Here is an 18,128-nt window from a genome sequence, read left to right on the forward strand (position 1 = left end):
GCGATGTGGTGGTTAAGTGTCCCTCACGCAGGTGTGTGCTCGCGAAAGGGGCTGGTCCGAGGTGCGGGACACGTGGCAGGTGGCGATCGGTTCCGCCGCCGTCGGACTCGCGGTCGCGGTGGCGGCGGTGGCCGTCACGGGACCGTGGGACTCCGGTCAGCGTACGGCCGAACGGGTCCGCGCCGCCTCCTGGGAGCGCGGGGGTGGCGTGGGTCACGGTGGGGCGGGCGCTCCCGCGGGCCCCGATCCGGCGGCCGCTCCCGAGGTGCTGACCGCGCTCGGCGCCGCGCGGGACGCCGGGCGGGACGCCGGGGGAGACGCCGGGGGGAGCGCCGAGGGGAACGACACCGTCCCCGGCGACAACGCCGCGCCCGGCCGCGGCGAGGCCCCCGTCCCCACCCGTGCCGCCCTCGCCGGCGCCCTGGAGCCGCTGCTGGAGGACCTGGGAGACGACGTCCTGGGCACCCTGCGCACCGCCTCGGTGGTGGACGTGGCCACCGGACGGCAGCTCTACGGCACGAAGTCCGACCGGGCGGTGGTACCGGCCTCCACGGTCAAGATCGCCACGGCGGTCGCCGCACTGTCGGCCACCGGGCCGGACCACCGCATTCCCACCCGTGTGGTGTGGGACGCGCGGCACGAGCGGGTCTTCCTGATCGGCGGCGGCGACCCCACGGTCACCCGCGCCCAGCTGCGTCGGCTGGCCGACGCCACCGCCCGAGAGCTGGCGGCGCGCGGCGCGCGGCGGACCGGCGTCGCCTACGACGTCTCGCTCTACAGCGGGCCCGACCTCCACCCGATCGGGGTGAACGAGAACATCGCGCGGCTCACCCCGCTGATGGTGAACGAGGGCCGCCTGGACGGCAGCACCCACGGGCCCGCGCCGCGCGCCGCCGACCCGGCGGCCGCCGCCGCCCGGCTCTTCGCCGACCTCCTGCGCGACCGCGGGGTCCGCGTCGACGGCTCCCCACGTGCCCGCAGGGCGCCGAGGAGCTCGGAGAAGGGCGTCGAGGAACTCGCCGTCCACCGCTCCGCGCCGATGGCCGAGCTGGTCGAGCGGATGATGATGAACAGCGACAACGACATCGCCGAGGCGCTCGTCCGGCAGGTCGCGATCGTCCGCGGCGAGCCCGTGAGCTCCGCCGGTGCCCGGCGTGCCGTGCGGGACGAGCTGGCCGAACAGGGGAAGCGGCTGAACCTGAGGGGGGCCCGTTTCTCCGACGGCAGCGGACTCGACCGGGACGACAGGGTCTCCGCCGAGCTGCTGACCGGACTGCTGGCGCTGGCCGCCGACCCCGACCGGCCCGAGCTGCGGCCGGTGCTGACCGGGCTGCCCGTCGCCCGCTTCACCGGCACCCTCAGCGGCCGGTACGACGAGGACGTCACCCACCACGGGGCGGGCGTGATCCGGGCCAAGACCGGCACCCTGACCGGGATCAACACGCTGGCGGGCACGGTCGTGAACGCCGACGGCAGGCTGCTGGCCTTCGCCTTCACCGCGTCGGGCACCACGGACCGCCAGGGCGCCCACGACGCGCTGGACCGCCTCGCAGCGGCCCTCGCCGACTGCGGCTGCCGCTGACCCCCTCCCGCCCCGGCCCGTCCCCGCGCCGCCCCACCGGGTGTCGTCCCCCGGCCCGGCGGGCACCCCCGCCCCCGTGACCGGTGCGGTCGGCGGTCCGCTCCCGTTCGGCGGCACCGGCACGTACGGTGAAGTCATGACGAGCCTCGGTGGTGTGGAGATGGTCGACTGGAATCTCGCGGCTGCGACCGCGACCCGGCTCGTGAAGCCGGGCCCCGAAGTGAGCCGTGAGGAGGCGCGGGCGGCCGTCGCCGAGCTGCGTCGGCACGCCGCCGCGTCGGAGGAGCACGTGCGCGGCTTCACCCGGATGGCGCCCGACGAGGCCGCGGACACCCCCGTGCTGGTCGTGGACCGCCCCGGTTGGATCAGGGCCAACGTGGCCGGGTTCCGGGAGCTGCTCTCGCCCCTGCTGGACAAGGTGCAGGCGCGGCGCGGCAACGGCCCCGGCGGTGCGATGCTCGGCGTGGTCGGCGGCAAGGTCACCGGCGTCGAGGTCGGGATGCTGCTGTCGTTCATGGCCTCGCGGGTGCTGGGGCAGTACGAGACCTTCGCCCCGCCCGGCCGGGACCTGCCCGGTGCCCCCGGGCAGGGGGGCGGACGGCTGCTGCTGGTCGCGCCGAACATCGTCCACGTGGAGCGTGAGCTGGACGTCGACCCGCACGACTTCCGGCTGTGGGTGTGCCTCCACGAGGAGACCCACCGCACCCAGTTCTCCGCCGTCCCGTGGCTGCGCGACCACGTCGAGAGCGAGATCCACGCCTTCCTCGGGGAGACCGACGTCGATCCCTCCATGCTGCTGGAGCGGCTGCGCGAGGCCGTGCAGTCGATGGCCGGCGGCGGCAGGCCGTGGTCGGACGGCGGCGAGGGTGGCACGGGGGGTACGGGTGGCACGGGGGACGAGGAGGGGCGCAGCCTCGTCGAACTGGTGCAGACCCCGGCCCAGCGCGAGGTCCTCGGCCGGATCACCGCCGTGATGTCCCTGCTGGAGGGGCACGCGGACTACGTGATGGACGGTGTCGGGCCCCAGGTGGTGCCCACCGTCGCCGAGATCCGGGAGAAGTTCCAAAAGCGCCGCGCCGCCGGCGCCGGCCGCCTCGACCAGGCGCTGCGCAGGCTGCTGGGGCTGGACGCCAAGCTGCGGCAGTACCGCGACGGCGAGCGGTTCGTGCGGGCCGTCGTGGAGGAGGTGGGGATGGACGGCTTCAACAGGGTGTGGACGTCCCCCAACACCCTTCCGACCAAGGCGGAGATCGCCAGGCCGGCGGACTGGATCGCGAGGGTGCACCGGAAAGCGGACTGATGACCGCCGAACGCCGACACAATCACTCTTGCGAGGGACCGTGAGCGACGGGCGCGCGTGCGATGCTCAGGGATGCAACTCTTCTCTGTCACCATCTACGCACTCAGCGTAGTCACGACTCCCCGAGGAAGTGAACGGACATGGGTCCCCACCCCGCGGTCGCGGCGATACGCCTGGCGGTACGCCGTACGCTCCACGACGTGCTCCGTGACGCCGCAGGCGTCACCCGCGAGGCACCGTCCGGGGCCGAACGGTCCCCGCTCGTGCTCGTCGCCTGCTCCGGCGGCGCCGATTCGATGGCGCTCGCCTCCGCCCTCGCCTTCGAAGCCCCCCGCCTCGGCCTGCGCGCCGGGGGCGTCACCGTCGACCACGGACTCCAGTCCGGTTCCGACGACCGGGCCCGGGAGGTGGTCTCCCGCCTCACCGCCCTCTCCCTCGAACCGGTCGAGGCGGTCACCGTGTCCGTGGGCCGCGCCGGCGGCCCCGAGGCCGCCGCCCGCACCGCCCGCTACGCCGCCCTCGACGAGGTCGCCGAACGCCTCGGCGCCGTCGCCGTCCTCCTCGGTCACACCCGCGACGACCAGGCCGAGACGGTACTGCTCGGCCTCGCCCGGGGCTCCGGAACCCGTTCGCTGTCCGGGATGGCCGCCGTCTCCGACTCGCCCACCGGGCGTTCGGGGGCCGAGCGCCGCTACCGGCGGCCGTTCCTCGCAGTGGACCGGCAGACCACCCGCAAGGCGTGCATGGTCCAGTCGCTGCCCGTCTGGGACGACCCGCACAACGACGATCCCGCCTTCACCCGCTCCCGGGTCCGCCACGACGCCCTCCCCGCCCTGGAGAAGGCGCTCGGCAAGGGCGTGGTGGAGGCCCTCGCCCGCACCGCCCGACTCTCGCGCGACGACGCCGACGCGCTCGACGCCTGGGCGCTCGACGCCGAGCGCGCGGTCCGTGTGACGCCGCCGGCCCCCTCCCCGGCCCCCCGCGGCCCTTCGGCCGCGCACGCCGGGGGCGTCCCGAAGGAACTCGCCGCCTCCGTCGGAACGGGTGCCGGTGGAGGTCGCGGGGCCGGCTCCGACGCGGCGCTCGACGTCCCCGGACTCCGGGCCCTCCCGCCCGCCGTGCGCCGTCGGGTGCTGCGCCGGGCGGCCGTCGCGGCCGGCTCCCCGGCGGGTTCGCTGTTCGCCCGCCACATCGAGGAGGTCGAGCGGCTGGTCGTCGACTGGCACGGTCAGCGGGCCGTCAACCTGCCCGGCCGGGTGGCCGCCCGACGGCAGGGTGGCACACTGGTCATCCGGCAAGTGTGATCCCCGACCGAGAGCAGCAGGGTGGACGACAAGGACATGGGCGCCGACCTCGAGTCGGTGCTCATCACCAAGGAAGAGATCGACGCGAAGCTGGCCGAGCTGGCGGAGAAGATCGACGCGGAGTACGAGGGCAAGGACCTGCTCCTGGTCGGGGTCCTCAAGGGCGCGGTGATGGTCATGGCCGACCTCGCCAGGGCCCTGTCCTCGCCGGTCACCATGGACTGGATGGCCGTGTCGTCCTACGGGGCGGGCACCCAGTCCTCCGGCGTGGTCCGCATCCTCAAGGACCTGGACACCGACATCCAGGGGCGTCACGTGCTGATCGTCGAGGACATCATCGACTCGGGGCTGACGCTGTCCTGGCTGCTGTCGAACCTCGGCTCGCGCGGCCCCGCCTCGCTGAACGTGTGCACCCTGCTGCGCAAGCCGGACGCGGCCAAGGTGGACATCGACGTCAAGTGGGTCGGCTTCGACATCCCCAACGAGTTCGTCGTCGGCTACGGCCTCGACTACGCCGAGAAGTACCGCAACCTCCCCTTCGTGGGCACTCTGGCACCGCGCGTGTACGGCGGCTGAGACCGCCGGGGACATCGGGGGGCGGTTACGGGAACGTCGAGGGCCTCCCCGGCGTTGGAACGGGCGGACGGTACACGGCCGGCCGCCCGCCGGCGGCGTCCCCGTCGACAGTGCTTCGGGCGGCCATCCTGGGGTACCGTCCGAAGGTCAGTCTGTTGCGGCAGTCTGTCATTAGGCCGAGCAAGCCGGAGTAATACACCGTACGCACGGCGGCCTCCCCCGGGGCCGCGGTGCCTCACTGTGGCAGGAGGGACGGGGCGCGAGCCGCCCCGTGTGGATGGACGTGAAGCGCTACTTCCGTGGTCCCGTCATGTGGATCGTGCTGGCCGCCCTCGCCGTGGTCGTGTTGATGAACGTCGTCGGCTCGTCCGGCGGCTACAAGACGGTGGACACCGGCCAGGTCGTACAGGCGATCAACGAGAACAAGGTCAAGTCCGCCGAGCTGACGACCGGCGACGAGCAGGCCGTGAAGGTCGAGCTCAAGGACGACGTCAAGATCGAGGGCAGCGACAAGATCAAGGCGAGCTACATCGACGAGCAGGGCGTCGATCTGGCCAAGCAACTGCAGTCCAAGTACCAGGACGGGCAGATCGAGGACGGCTACACCGTCTCGCCGCAGAAGCAGAACGCCTTCGTCGGGATGCTCCTCTCCCTGCTGCCGTTCGTGCTGATCGTGATCGTCTTCCTGTTCCTGATGAACCAGATGCAGGGCGGCGGCTCCCGGGTGATGAACTTCGGGAAGTCGAAGGCGAAACTGATCACCAAGGACACCCCCAAGACGACCTTCGTCGACGTCGCGGGTGCCGACGAGGCGGTCGAGGAGCTCCACGAGATCAAGGAGTTCCTCCAGGAGCCCGCCAAGTTCCAGGCCGTCGGCGCCAAGATCCCCAAGGGCGTGCTGCTGTACGGCCCGCCCGGCACCGGCAAGACGCTGCTCGCGCGTGCCGTCGCGGGCGAGGCGGGGGTGCCGTTCTACTCGATCTCCGGCTCCGACTTCGTCGAGATGTTCGTCGGTGTCGGCGCCTCCCGGGTCCGTGACCTGTTCGAGCAGGCCAAGGCGAACGCCCCGGCGATCGTCTTCGTCGACGAGATCGACGCCGTCGGCCGCCACCGCGGCGCCGGTATGGGCGGCGGTCACGACGAGCGCGAGCAGACGCTGAACCAGCTCCTGGTGGAGATGGACGGGTTCGACGTCAAGGGCGGCGTCATCCTGATCGCCGCCACCAACCGTCCGGACATCCTCGACCCGGCGCTGCTGCGTCCGGGCCGCTTCGACCGGCAGATCGCGGTGGACCGCCCCGACATGCAGGGGCGTCTGGAGATCCTCAAGGTCCACGCCAAGGGCAAGCCCATGGAGCCCGACGTCGACCTGTCCGCGGTGGCCCGCCGCACCCCGGGCTTCACGGGCGCCGACCTGTCCAACGTGCTCAACGAGGCCGCGCTGCTCACCGCGCGCAGCGACAAGAAGCTGATCGACAACCACTTCCTGGACGAGGCGATCGACCGCGTCGTGGCCGGGCCGCAGAAGCGGACCCGGATCATGAGCGACAAGGAGAAGAAGATCACCGCGTACCACGAGGGCGGTCACGCCCTGGTCGCGGCGGCCTCGCCGAACTCCGACCCCGTCCACAAGATCACGATCCTCTCCCGGGGCCGGGCGCTGGGCTACACCATGGTCCTGCCCGACGAGGACAAGTACTCCACGACGCGCAACGAGATGCTCGACCAGCTCGCCTACATGCTGGGCGGGCGCGCCGCCGAGGAACTGGTCTTCCACGACCCGACCACGGGCGCCGCGAACGACATCGAGAAGGCGACGGCCACCGCCCGCGCCATGGTCACGCAGTACGGCATGACCGAGCGGCTGGGCGCGATCAAGTTCGGCTCCGACAACTCCGAGCCCTTCCTGGGCAAGGAGATGGGCCACCAGCGCGACTACTCCGAGGAGGTCGCCGGGCTGGTGGACGAGGAGGTCAAGAAGCTGATCGAGGCCGCGCACAACGAGGCGTGGGAGATCCTCGTCGAGAACCGGGACGTGCTGGACAACCTGGTGCTGGCGCTGCTGGAGAAGGAGACCCTGGGCAAGGAGGAGATCGCCGAGATCTTCCGTCCGGTCGTCAAGCGCCCGCCGCGTCCGGCCTGGACGGGGTCCTCGCGCCGGATGCCCTCCACCCGGCCCCCGGTGGCCACGCCCAAGGAACTGGCCGTGGCCAACGGCTCCCAGGCCGGCCTGGAGAAGGGCAAGGAGATCGGTCCGACCGAGTCGGTGATCACCAAGGAGACTCCGGGGCCGTCCGACGATCCCCGCCCGGAGAGCTGACCACAGCCCTCCGGTCGCCGGCGACCACCGTCCCCTCCCTCCTGTGACGGTGGTCGCGGCGCCCCCCGGAATGCCTTCCGCGTCCCTCCGGTTTACTACCGGGGGGACGCACCCCTTTCCGCTGCCCACGTTCGAGAGGTGAGAGGCACATGACCGACCCGGTGACGCTGGACGGCGAGATATCCGGCGGCGAGTTCGACGAGAAGCGCGCCGAGAACGCGATACGCGAACTGCTCATCGCGGTCGGCGAGAACCCCGACCGCGAGGGGCTGCGCGAGACCCCGGCCCGGGTGGCGCGCGCGTACCGGGAGATATTCGCCGGTCTGTGGCAGCGTCCCGAGGACGTCCTGACCACCACCTTCGACCTCGGCCACGACGAGATGGTGCTGGTGAAGGACATCGAGCTGTTGTCCTCCTGCGAGCACCACCTGCTGCCCTTCCACGGCGTGGCGCACGTCGGCTACATCCCGGCCACGTCGGGCAAGATCACCGGCCTGTCGAAGCTCGCCCGGCTGGTCGAGGTCTACGCCCGCCGTCCCCAGGTGCAGGAGCGGCTGACGACCCAGATCGCCGACTCCCTGGTGAAGATCCTGGACGCGCGCGGCGTGATCGTCGTCATCGAGTGCGAGCACATGTGCATGACGCTCCGGGGCGTCCGCAAGCCCGGCGCCAAGACCATCACCTCCGCCGTCCGCGGTCAGCTCCGCGACGCCACCACACGCGCCGAGGCGATGAGCCTGATCATGGCCGACTGACGGCGTGCCGTCGGGCGGCCGGGCGCGGTGCGGAAGCGGTGACCGGCGGCGTGCGCCGAGCGCCTACGCTGGAGCGTATGAACAGCTTGCGCGCCCTTAGGGGAGAAGTGGTCGGACTGCCCTCCTGGGACCGATGCGCGGTCATGGGCGTGGTGAACGTCACGCCGGACTCCTTCTCCGACGGAGGTCGGTGGTTCGACGCCGACACCGCGATCAAGCACGGTCTGGACCTGGTCTCCGAGGGCGCGGACCTGGTCGACGTCGGCGGCGAGTCCACCCGGCCCGGCGCCACCCGGGTGGACGAGGCCGAGGAGCTGCGCCGGGTGATCCCGGTGGTACGGGGCCTGGCCGAGGAGGGCGTGGTGGTCAGCGTGGACACCATGCGGGCCTCCGTGGCCGAGCGGGCGGTGGCCGCCGGTGCCCGGATGGTCAACGACGTCAGCGGCGGACGCGCGGATCCGGGCATGGTCCCGGTGGTGGCCGAAGCCGAGGTGCCGTACGTGGTGATGCACTGGCGCGGCCAGAGCGTCGACATGAACGACCGAGCCGTCTACACCGACACCGTCACCGAGGTGATCGCCGAACTGCGCGAGAGCCTGGAGCGGGCGGTGGCCGGCGGCATCGCGCCGGAGCGGATCGTCGTCGACCCAGGTCTGGGCTTCGCCAAGATGGCCGAGCACGACTTGGCCCTGGTGGACGCCACCACCCGGCTGGCCCGGGAACTGGAGCGCCCGGTGTTGGTGGCGGCCTCCCGGAAACGCTTCCTGGGTCGGGTACTGGCCGGCGAGGGCGGCACCGTGCCGCCCGCCCGGGAGCGGGACGCGGCCACGGCCGCCGTCTCGGCGTTGGCCGCGCGCGAGGGCGCCTGGGCGGTCCGGGTGCACGAGGTTGGGGCGAGCGCCGACGCGGTACGCGTGGCACGCGCCCTGGAGGAGGATCGTTGAGCAAAGAGGCCCGCACGGACGTCGAGGACGTGGAGGCGGCGAACGCCGCGCTGTACGAGGCCGTGGAGCGCGGTGATCTCGACGCGTTGGCCGACGTCTGGCTCGGGGACGGGATCAGCGTCGTACACCCTGGTTGGCCGGTGCTCAACGGCCGCGACGAGGTGCTGCGCTCGTACGCCCTGATCATGGCGAACACCGAGTACGTCCAGTTCTTCCTGACCGACGTGGAGGTCTCGGTGACGGGCGACACCGCCGTGGTGACCTGCACCGAGAACATCCTCAGCGGCGGTCCCGCCGAGGAGGACGGCTCCGCCGGGCCCCTGGTGGGAGGGCTGGTGGTCGCCACGAACGTCTTCCGCAGGGCGGAGGACGGCCGTTGGCGCGTCTGGGCCCACCACGGGTCCCCGGTCCTCGTCGAGGAGGACGAGGACGACGGGGCCGGGGAGGGCGGCGAAGGGATCGACGGCGTCGACGGCTCCGGGGGAATCGACGGAGAGGGCGGGACCCTGCTCTGAGCGGCGGTCTGAGAGAGTGGGCCGGCGGCGGTGCGTCGGACGGCCCGGCCGCGGCGCCCTTCGGGGCTCGGAAGGGCGTCGAGCCCCGGGACGCCGGGGGTCGCGCACCGGAAGGGCCGACGGGGAGCCGGGCACGGCGGCCGTACCCGTACAGTCGTACGGCCGGTCGGTCGCCGTACGGTGACCGCCGCGGCCGGCGATCGACCGATCGAGGGACGGGAGGCGAGGGCGCATGGACCGTGTCGCGCTGCGCGGACTGAGGGTCCGCGGGCATCACGGGGTGTTCGAGCGGGAACGGGAGCAGGGTCAGACCTTCGTCGTGGACCTGGTGCTCGGCCTGGACACCCGCCCGGCGGCGGCCGACGACGACCTCGACAGGACCGTGGACTACGGCGCCGTCGCCGAGGAAGTCGCGGAGATCGTCGGGGGCGAACCGGTCGACCTGATCGAGACCCTCGCCCAACGGATCGCCGACCGGTGCCTGACGCACGAGGTGGTGCGGGAGGTCGAGGTCGTCGTTCACAAGCCCCAGGCCCCGATCACCGTCCCGTTCGACGATGTGACCATCACCATCAAGCGGAGCCGTGTATGACGCCGAACAGCGACCCGACCGTACAGCCGGTGCCCGCCTCGGTGGTGCGCCAGGTCGATGCCGCCGACGTGACCCTGCACAACCCCCAGCGCGCCGCCATCGCCCTCGGCGGAAACCTGGGCAACCGTCTGGAGACCCTCCAGGGCGCGGTGGACGCGCTGGAGGAGACCCCCGGGGTGCGGGTCAAGGTGGTCTCGCCGGTGTACGAGACCGAGCCGTGGGGAGTGGAGGCGGATTCGCAGCCCGCCTACCTCAACGCCGTCGTCCTGGTGAAGACGACCCTGCCGCCCGCCTCGCTGCTGGAGCGGGCCCAGGCCATCGAGGAGGCCTTCGAGCGGGTGCGCGACGAACGCTGGGGGCCGCGGACGCTGGACGTGGACATCCTCACCTACCAGGACGTCGTCTCCGCCGACCCCGAACTGACCCTGCCGCACCCGCGTGCCCACGAGCGCGCTTTCGTGCTGGTGCCGTGGCACGATGTGGACCCGGACGCCGAGGTTCCCGGACACGGTCCGGTGGCGGAGCTGCTCGCCGCCGTCGGTCGGGAGGGCGTGGCGCTCCGGGAGGACCTGGAACTGCGGCTGCCCGAGTGACCGCGCCCGGACGGCGCGATCCGAGTGACGTGGACCGAGTGACGTGGGGAGCCCCGTGAGGGAACTACGCATCAGGACGCTGGTCGGCCTCTTCGCCCTCGCGGTGGTGCTGTCCTGGGCGGGGGCCCGGATGTGGAACGCGTTGGGCACCCTGCCCGCCGTGCCCGTCGCCGCCCCCGTCGTGCTCGCGGTGATCGCCGTGGTCCTCACGGCCACCGCCCTGTCGCTGCGCGCCCGACTGCGGGCCCAGCGCGAGCGCCGGCCCGGTGCCAAGGGGGTGGAACCGATCATGGCCGCCCGCGCCGTCGTCTTCGGTCAGGCGAGCGCCCTGGTGGCCTCCCTGGTGGCGGGCGCGTACGGCGGGACCGGCCTGTACCTGCTCACCAGCGCCATGGACGTGGCGGCCCGCCGCGACCAGGCGGCCTACGCCGGTCTGTCGGTGTTGGCGGGCGTGGCGGTGGTGGCGGCGGCCGTCTTCCTCCAGCGGGTGTGCCGGCTGCCGGAGGACGACGACGAGCCCCCGGCGGCGGCAGCGGCCTGAGACGGACGGGTTCGCGTCCCGGTCGGCGTCCGGACGCCGACCGGGACGCGGGCTTCCCGCGAGGGGCCGAGGTGTCACCGGGCGCCCGGGATCGTGACCAGTTCGACCTGGTCGCGCGGGATGTCGCGATCGTCCGCGCCGATGGACCGCCGCAGCGCCTCGTGCAGCCTCGTCGGCGTGAGCACTCCCAGGAAGCGGTCCCCGTCCAGGACCGCGATCCAGCCCGCGTCGTACTGGAGCATGACGCTGAACGCCTGCTTCAGGGAGGCGCCCAGCGGCAGCCACGCCTCCATGCGCCGCGTCTGCCGTTCCACGGTGTCGCCGGTCGGCGCCAGGTCGGCCGGCACCCAGCCGCACAGCCGTCCCGAGTCGTCGAGCACCACCGCCCAGCGGTCGCCGGCCGCGCGCATCCTCGCCACGGCGTCGCCGACCCCGTCGTGCGAGCGGACGACCGGGGGCTGTTCGAGGTCACCGGGCTCGACCCGGGTCACGGAGAGCCGCTTGAGCCCCCGGTCCGCCCCCATGAACTCGGCGACGTACGGGCCGGCCGGCGCGCCCAGGATCCGGGCGGGCACGTCGAACTGCTCGATGCGCCCCTGCCCGTACACCGCCATCCGGTCGCCGAGCCGGATGGCCTCCTCGATGTCGTGCGTGACGAACAGCACCGTCGTGCGGAGCGTCCGTTGGAGCCTGAGGAACTCGTCCTGGAGACGCTCGCGGACGACGGGGTCCACCGCGCCGAACGGCTCGTCCATGAGCAGTACCGGCGGGTCCGCCGCGAGCGCCCGGGCCACCCCCACCCGCTGCCGCTGCCCGCCGGAGAGCTGGTCGGGGTAGCGGTCGCCGTGGACGGACGGGTCGAGACCGACCAACTCCAACAGCTCGGCCGCTCGCCGGCGGGCCTTGGCGCGCTGCCGGCCCAACAGGCGGGGGACGGTCGCGGTGTTCTCCAGCACGGTGCGGTGCGGGAAGAGTCCCACCTGCTGGATGACGTAGCCGATCCGGCGCCGGAGTCGGACCGGGTCGACGGACGCGACGTCCTCACCGCCGACGAGGACCCGTCCCGCGGACGGCTCGACCAGGCGGTTCACCATCTTCATGGTGGTCGTCTTGCCGCACCCGGAGGGTCCGACCAGCGTGACCAGCTCGCCCTCCGCCACCTCGAAGGACAGGTCGTCCACGGCGACGGTCCCGTCGGGGTAGCGCTTGCTGACGTCCTCGAAGCGAATCACGCTTCATGGTGACACCCGCGAAGGCCGGGTGTCTCGGACATGCGTACGGGTAGGGTCGTGGGCGTCGGTCGTGGCGTCATCGGGAAACGCGGATGTGATCGGGCGTGAGCATGGGCGGGTGTCTGGAGGCCAACGACTGGATCTGCGGCGAGTACCTCCGCACCCGGAGCCAGGAACTGGTCGACGCCACCGCCCAGCACGTCGGCATCGTCGCCGTCTCCGTGGGGATCGCCCTGCTGGTCTCCTTCCCGCTGGCCCTGCTCGCCCGTCGCCGGCGGGCGGTCGCGGGGGCCGTCCTGGGCCTGACGACCGTGCTCTACACGATTCCCTCGCTGGCGATGTTCGCCCTGCTGCTGCCGGTCTTCGGCCTGTCGGCCTCGATCGTCGTCACCGGTCTGGTGCTGTACTCGTTGACCGTGCTGGTCCGTAACGTCCTGGCCGGACTGGAGTCCGTGCCGCAGGAGGTCAGGGAGGCGGCGCGCGGCATGGGGTACGGGCCGGCGCGGCTGCTGCTGACCGTCGAACTGCCCCTGGCGCTGCCCGCCCTGATGGCCGGTGTGCGGATCGCCACGGTGTCGGCGGTGTCGCTCACCACGGTCGGCGCCATCGTCGGCCACGGAGGGCTCGGCAACCTGATCTACAGCGGCATGGACAGCTTCTTCAAGGCGGAGGTCCTCACGGCCTCGGTGATCTGCGTCGTCCTCGCCGTGGTGGCGGACGTCCTGCTGTTGGGAGCGCAGCGGCTGCTCTCCCCCTGGGCCCGTGCCCGACGACGTACGAGGGGAACGGGGGTGGGACGGTGGAAGCGCTCGGCGGCGCGTGGAGTTGGCTGACCGACGGCGCCAACTGGGCCGGAGAGGGCGGGGTGTGGCACCGCCTCGGCGAGCACGTCTGGCTGACGGCGGCCTGCCTGGCCCTCGCCTGCGCCGTCGCCCTGCCGATCGCGCTCTGGCTCGGTCACCTCGGCAGGGGCGGCGCGTTGGCCGTCAACCTCGCCAACATCGGGCGGGCGGTGCCGACCTTCGCGGTACTGGTGCTGCTCTCCCTCGGTCCGCTGGGGACGGAGGGGCACTGGCCCACCGTCATCGCGCTGGTGTTGTTCGCCGTCCCGCCGCTGCTGACCAACGCCTACGTGGGGATGCGGGAGACGGACCGCGACGTGGTGGAGGCGGCGCGCGGCATGGGCATGTCCGGGTGGCAGCTCCTGCGGCAGGTGGAGCTGCCCCTGGCCCTTCCGATGATCGCGACGGGCGTCCGCACCGCGGCCGTCCAGCTCGTGGCGACGGCCACGTTGGCCGCCCTGACCGGAGGGGGTGGCCTCGGCCGGATCATCACGGCGGGTTTCAACACCTACGACACGGCGCAAGTGGTAGCGGGGGCGGTTCTCGTGGCGGTGCTGGCGCTGACGGTCGAGGCGGTGCTCGCGGGCGCGCAGCGGCTGTCGGCCCCGACGCGACGGCGAGAACGCCGGCGGCACCGGGAGAGGACACCGCCCCGTGCGCCGGGGCGGGCACCGTCGGGGGACCGACACGGTGACGACGCTCGCCGGAGCGTGACGATACCGAACGACGGATGGGGTGGGACGTGAGCAGGTTCTTCCGCGGAACGCGCGGCGCGGTCGCGGCAGGTGGCACGGCGGTTCTCCTGGCCGTGGCCCTCACCGCGTGTGGGGGCGGCGGCAGCCTGGAGGAGCGGGGCGGCCGGACGGCGGACGGCACCGGGGACAAGGGCACACTGGTCGTCGGGTCCGCGGGGTTCACCGAGTCGAAGGTCATGGCGGAGCTCTACGCCCTGGTCCTGGCGGAGGCCGGGTACGACACCACCGTCAAGACCCTGAAGAACCGGGAACTGTACGAGCCGGCCCTGGAGGACGGGGACATCGACGTCGTGCCGGAGTACGCCGCCACGCTCGCCGAGTTCCTCAACGCCCGGGAGAACGGCGCCGACGCGGCGGTGGAGAAGCCCGTCGCCTCCTCCGACGTGGCCGCCACCGTCGCCGCGCTCCGCGAACTCGCCGAGCCGCGCGGGCTGAAGGTGCTCGACGCCGGCGAGGCAGTGGACCAGAACGCCTTCGCCGTGACCGAGGAGTTCGCGGCGGAGCACGGTCTGAAGACCCTGAGCGACCTGGGGAAGTCGGGACAGAAGATCAGGCTGGCGGCCGGTGACGAGTGCTCGCAGCGACCCTTCTGCGAGCCGGGCCTGGAGAAGACCTACGGGATCGAGATCACGGCCGTGGACCCCAAGGGCGTCGGCACCCCGCAGGCCAAGCAGGCGGTCAAAAACGGCGCCGACCAGATGGTGCTGACCACGACCACCGACGCCACGCTGGAGCAGTTCGGGCTGGTCCTGCTGGAGGACGACAAGAACCTCCAGAACGCCGACAACGTCCTGCCGGTGGTCAACGCCCGGGACGCGGGGAGCGAGGACGTGGCGGCGGCGCTCGACCGGGTCACCCGAACGCTGACGACCGAGGACCTCACCGAGCTGAACAGGAAGGTGGACGCCGAACGGCAGAAGCCGCGGCGCGTCGCCGAGGAGTACCTGAAGGAGAAGGGTCTGTTGGAGGGATGAGGTCGTGAGGGCCGGCCCCCGACGACTCCCCGCCGGCTCCCTCACCCCCGCCCGCGCGGAGGCGCCCCCGCGCGGGCGGGGGCGCCTCCCGTTCGGATCGGGACGCGAACGCGCAACGAACAGGAGCGGACACTCCCCCCGGAGCGGACGCACACGGTAAATTCCAGGTCATGCCACGAGGACGCCACCGCCACGCACCGCCCCTGCACCGGTTGCTCGTGCCGTTCACCGAGGTGGGCGTGGCACTGGCCTGTGCGGGAAGCGCCTGGCTGATCGGGGACTCCGGCGATCCGGACGTGCTGACACTGCGCGCCCTGGTCGCCGTGGCGGCGTTGGCGGCCGTCGCCGGCGCCGTACTGCTGCGCCGGTGGGACCGGGAGGCGGGCAGGCGGGTCGGCGAGGTGAAGGCCGCCAGGGCCACGGCCGAGTGGCGGGCCGAGGAGCGCCAGGCGGAGCTGGAGACCGAGCTGGAGGAGTCCCAGGAGATCCGCCGCGCGATGGAGATCGAACTCCGCAGGAAGCGCGAGGAACTGGAGCGGCTGCGCACCGAGCACGCCGCGCTGCTGCGCCGGTACGCCACCGCGGAGACCGAGCGGGCCAGCGCGCTGGAGGGGCGGCGGCAACTGGCCCTGGAGGCCGCCGGCCCGACCAAGGCGCTCACCACCGGCGCGGCCGACCACCGCCGGGCGTCGGGTGCCCCCACCCCGCTCACCTACCTCCAGGCGGACGAGGCCCTCGGCCGGCTGCGGGCGAACGCGCTGCGGCAGCACGAGGAGCGGCAGCACGAGGAGCGGCGGCGGGACGAGGCGGCGGGGGAGCGGACGGGACGGGACGCGCCCACGCCGGTGCCGGCGCCCGCGCCCGCGTCGCCCCGGCCGGCGCAGGAGCCGTATCCGCGGCGGTCCACGGGGGCCGGGGGCACGGCTCCCCGGAGCGGTTTCGACTTCTTCGGCACCCAGAAGCGGCGGCGGTCCCCCGGAACGCGGGGCGGCCCCGCCGGTTCGGCGGCCTCCGACCAGGACGACGACCGCCACCGTGAGGACGGCCGTGACGATGACCGCGAGGCCCGCTCCGGCGACCGGCCCGCTCCCGGCCCCGCTTCCGCGCCGGTGCCCCGCGCGTCCCGAGGCGTCGCCGCGGACCAGGTGATCGACCCGGGGGTCTCCTCCACCGAGCCCACCACCGAGCCCACTGCCGGTTCCCCCGCCGACGGCCCCGCGAGCGCCGCCGAACGGCTGCGCCGCACCCGCGTCTGACCCGCCCCGCCCCGCCCCGGGCCCGCCCCCGGTCCGGTCTCAGGTCAGCCAGCGCTCCGGACGGGCGGTGCGCCGCCCGGTGCGGGAGCGCTCGGCCTGGGCGGCGGCCACCGCGCGGGCCTCCTCCACCGTCCGCAGCCGGGCCGTCACCGTGCCGTTCGCGCCGTGGTCGACATGGACGTCCGCCAGCCCGAAGACCCTCTCCCAGGGCCCCTGCGTGACCCGGACGCTCTGCACCTTCGCGTGCGGCACCAGTGACAACTTGCGACAGACCAGCCCCCGACGGGAGGCGAAGACCGTCGCGGTCACGCCGTGGCCGTATCCCCGCCACCACAGCGGGACGACCCGACGGGCCCGGCGCGGCGAGGGCCGCAGGACGGCCTCCGCCTCCCACGGGTCCATCCCGGGCAGTATCCGCTCCAGTACGGCGCGGGCGACCTCCCGGGGCGCGACCGGCAGCAGTACGTCGCTCCCCTCGCCCCCGCCGCCCGCGACGTCCAGCTCCACCCGTACCCAGCCGCGCCGCCGCCACAGCCACGGCTCGACGATCCGCACCGCCTGGACGCGGCCCGGCGGGACCGTGGCGTGCGCGCGGTCCAGCAACCCGTGGTCCACCCGCACCCCGTCCGGCGACTCGGCCACCGACCAGTCGAACTCCGTCAGGAAGCGGCCCAGGCCACCGCGCCAGACACCGCCGAGCAACGGCACCGTCACCACCAGGGCGGCCCACAGGCTGCCGCTCGCCCACCCCACCAGCGGAGGGACGACCAGCACGGCGGCCAGCGTCCCCCAGGAGGTGCCGAGCAACAGCAGCGAGACGACCAACGTCCACGGCTCGACCCGCACCAGCTCCCGGGAGGGCGCCTCGCCCACCTCCGAGGCGCTCTCGGGGGCCATGCCCGCCGCCCGGGCCAGCAACTCGGCGCGGAGCGCCACGGCCTCGCGCTCGGAGAGGAAGGCCAGCTCGTCCTTCTTGCCGGTGCCGACCACGTCCAGCCTCAGCTTGGCGACCCCGATGAGTCGGGCGAGGAGGGGTCGGCCGACGTCGATCGCCTGGACGCGGTCCAGGCGGATGTGCGCCACGCGTCGGAAGAGCAGCCCGGTGCGGATGCGCAGCTCCGTCTCCGTCACCAGGTAGCTCGTCATCCACCACGACAGGAAGCCGTAGGCGGCGATCAGGGGCAGCAGCACGGCGAGCCCCGCGACCAGCCGGCCGGGGGTCAGGTGTTCCGCTCCCTGCCGGGCCCGCTCCGGGTCCTGCACGGCGAAGGCGAACAGGGCGGCCATCGGCGCCCACGCCCGCCGCCACGGGGTGACCGGGTGCAGTCGCCTGCCCTCGGGACGCTGGGGGAGGACCATCACGGTGCCCCGCCCCTCACAGTCCGGCCGAGCGGGCCTCGCCCAGCTCGGTCAGCCTGTCGCGCAGCCGCTCGGCCTCCTCGGGGGCGAGACCGGCTATGTGGGCGTCCGTCGCCGCCGCGGCGGTGTGCAACTGCACCCGGGCCAGCCCGAAGCGCCGCTCCAGGGGCCCGGAGGTGACCTCCACCAACTGCATCCGGCCGTAGGGGACGACCGTCAGCCTCCGCCACAGCACCCCGCGGGCTATCAGCAGGTCGTCCGCCCGCTCGGCGTACCGCCAGGACCGCCAGTTGAGGGCCAGCGCACGCCACCCCCAGGCCGCGGCCGCGAGCGGCACCGCGGCGACCGAGGCCCACCACGGCCCGGCGAGCGGGCCCAGCAGCGCGCCCAGTGCGACGGCGACCGGGAGGAGCTCGGCGACCAGCAGCGTCCTGCGCATCCGCAGCAGCCCGCGCTCGACGCCCCGCCACTCCTCGACCCCGGGGTGTTGCCGTACGTCCGCCCCTGATGTCCGACTCATACGGCAAGCGTATGCGGGGTCGGTGACGGTGCGTATCCACCGCGGGGACGAGACGGGCGAGACGCCACCGACCGGAAGGAGGAAGGACGAGGGAGGAGGGCCGGGGGGAAGGGGGCCGTCAAAGGGGTGCGGGCCGCGGACCCGGAGCCCCGCCGGAGCTGCCAGACT

18 protein-coding genes are annotated in these 18,128 nt (G+C 73.3%); 15 read left to right on the forward strand and 3 right to left on the reverse strand.

What is annotated here, in order from left to right; translation table 11 throughout:
- The first annotated feature begins 79 nt into the window (after positions 1–79).
- From dacB to F0L17_RS14920, 11 genes are all read left to right on the forward strand, one after another.
- Positions 80–1,582, forward strand: a complete 1,503-nt coding sequence (dacB, locus tag F0L17_RS14870; protein ID WP_338018091.1) for a D-alanyl-D-alanine carboxypeptidase/D-alanyl-D-alanine endopeptidase — start codon at positions 80–82, stop codon at positions 1,580–1,582.
- A 136-nt stretch (positions 1,583–1,718) separates the two neighbouring features.
- Positions 1,719–2,882, forward strand: coding sequence for a zinc-dependent metalloprotease (locus tag F0L17_RS14875; protein ID WP_155071464.1), 1,164 nt, complete (start codon positions 1,719–1,721; stop codon positions 2,880–2,882).
- 140 nt (positions 2,883–3,022) lie between these two features.
- Positions 3,023–4,186, forward strand: a complete 1,164-nt coding sequence (gene tilS / locus F0L17_RS14880) for a tRNA lysidine(34) synthetase TilS (protein ID WP_155071465.1) — start codon at positions 3,023–3,025, stop codon at positions 4,184–4,186.
- 36 nt (positions 4,187–4,222) lie between these two features.
- Complete coding sequence (gene hpt, locus F0L17_RS14885) at positions 4,223–4,762, forward strand: hypoxanthine phosphoribosyltransferase (protein WP_155073655.1); 540 nt, start codon at positions 4,223–4,225, stop codon at positions 4,760–4,762.
- A 277-nt stretch (positions 4,763–5,039) separates the two neighbouring features.
- Positions 5,040–7,082, forward strand: coding sequence for an ATP-dependent zinc metalloprotease FtsH (gene ftsH, locus F0L17_RS14890; protein WP_155071466.1), 2,043 nt, complete (start codon positions 5,040–5,042; stop codon positions 7,080–7,082).
- A 149-nt stretch (positions 7,083–7,231) separates the two neighbouring features.
- Entirely contained in the window at positions 7,232–7,837 is a 606-nt protein-coding gene (folE, locus tag F0L17_RS14895; RefSeq protein WP_155071467.1) for a GTP cyclohydrolase I FolE, read from the forward strand.
- A gap of 77 nt (positions 7,838–7,914) precedes the next feature.
- Positions 7,915–8,781: a dihydropteroate synthase gene (folP, locus tag F0L17_RS14900; RefSeq protein ID WP_155071468.1), complete on the forward strand. Its 867-nt coding sequence runs from the start codon at positions 7,915–7,917 to the stop codon at positions 8,779–8,781.
- A complete protein-coding gene (locus F0L17_RS14905; protein ID WP_155071469.1) occupies positions 8,778–9,296 on the forward strand; it encodes a nuclear transport factor 2 family protein in 519 nt (172 codons plus the stop codon). The genes folP and F0L17_RS14905 overlap by 4 nt, the downstream gene beginning before the upstream one ends.
- A gap of 232 nt (positions 9,297–9,528) precedes the next feature.
- Positions 9,529–9,888, forward strand: coding sequence for a dihydroneopterin aldolase (gene folB, locus F0L17_RS14910; protein WP_155071470.1), 360 nt, complete (start codon positions 9,529–9,531; stop codon positions 9,886–9,888).
- Positions 9,885–10,481: a 2-amino-4-hydroxy-6-hydroxymethyldihydropteridine diphosphokinase gene (gene folK / locus F0L17_RS14915; RefSeq protein WP_155071471.1), complete on the forward strand. Its 597-nt coding sequence runs from the start codon at positions 9,885–9,887 to the stop codon at positions 10,479–10,481. Before folB ends, folK begins: the two co-directional genes overlap by 4 nt.
- A 55-nt stretch (positions 10,482–10,536) precedes the next feature.
- Positions 10,537–11,022, forward strand: coding sequence for a DUF3180 family protein (locus F0L17_RS14920; protein ID WP_162466213.1), 486 nt, complete (start codon positions 10,537–10,539; stop codon positions 11,020–11,022).
- Positions 11,023–11,096: 74 nt separating this feature from the next.
- On the opposite strand, the gene F0L17_RS14925 is transcribed toward F0L17_RS14920, so the two are convergent.
- A complete protein-coding gene (locus F0L17_RS14925; RefSeq protein WP_162466214.1) occupies positions 11,097–12,254 on the reverse strand; it encodes an ATP-binding cassette domain-containing protein in 1,158 nt (385 codons plus the stop codon).
- Positions 12,255–12,364: 110 nt separating this feature from the next.
- Here F0L17_RS14925 and F0L17_RS14930 point away from each other — a divergent pair, with 110 nt between their 5' ends.
- The 4 genes from F0L17_RS14930 to F0L17_RS14945 all read left to right on the forward strand — a co-directional run bounded on the left by F0L17_RS14930 (position 12,365) and on the right by F0L17_RS14945 (position 16,081).
- Positions 12,365–13,087 (forward strand): ABC transporter permease, encoded by a 723-nt coding sequence (locus F0L17_RS14930; protein ID WP_155073658.1) that lies wholly within the window; start codon positions 12,365–12,367, stop codon positions 13,085–13,087.
- Positions 13,054–13,842, forward strand: a complete 789-nt coding sequence (locus F0L17_RS14935) for an ABC transporter permease subunit (protein ID WP_162466215.1) — start codon at positions 13,054–13,056, stop codon at positions 13,840–13,842. Before F0L17_RS14930 ends, F0L17_RS14935 begins: the two co-directional genes overlap by 34 nt.
- A complete protein-coding gene (locus F0L17_RS14940) occupies positions 13,827–14,825 on the forward strand; it encodes an ABC transporter substrate-binding protein (RefSeq protein ID WP_155071473.1) in 999 nt (332 codons plus the stop codon). Before F0L17_RS14935 ends, F0L17_RS14940 begins: the two co-directional genes overlap by 16 nt.
- Before the next feature lie 170 nt (positions 14,826–14,995).
- Positions 14,996–16,081 carry a hypothetical protein gene (locus tag F0L17_RS14945; RefSeq protein ID WP_155071474.1) on the forward strand — a complete coding sequence of 362 codons (1,086 nt, stop codon included), beginning with the start codon at positions 14,996–14,998 and terminating at the stop codon, positions 16,079–16,081.
- 39 nt (positions 16,082–16,120) lie between these two features.
- On the opposite strand, the gene F0L17_RS14950 is transcribed toward F0L17_RS14945, so the two are convergent.
- Positions 16,121–17,440, reverse strand: a complete 1,320-nt coding sequence (locus F0L17_RS14950) for a PH domain-containing protein (protein ID WP_155071475.1) — start codon at positions 17,438–17,440, stop codon at positions 16,121–16,123.
- 16 nt (positions 17,441–17,456) lie between these two features.
- A complete protein-coding gene (locus tag F0L17_RS14955) occupies positions 17,457–17,960 on the reverse strand; it encodes a PH domain-containing protein (RefSeq protein WP_155071476.1) in 504 nt (167 codons plus the stop codon).
- Positions 17,961–18,128: the final 168 nt, after the last annotated feature.

It is taken from the genome of Streptomyces taklimakanensis, assembly GCF_009709575.1.
Classification (GTDB): domain Bacteria; phylum Actinomycetota; class Actinomycetes; order Streptomycetales; family Streptomycetaceae; genus Streptomyces; species Streptomyces taklimakanensis.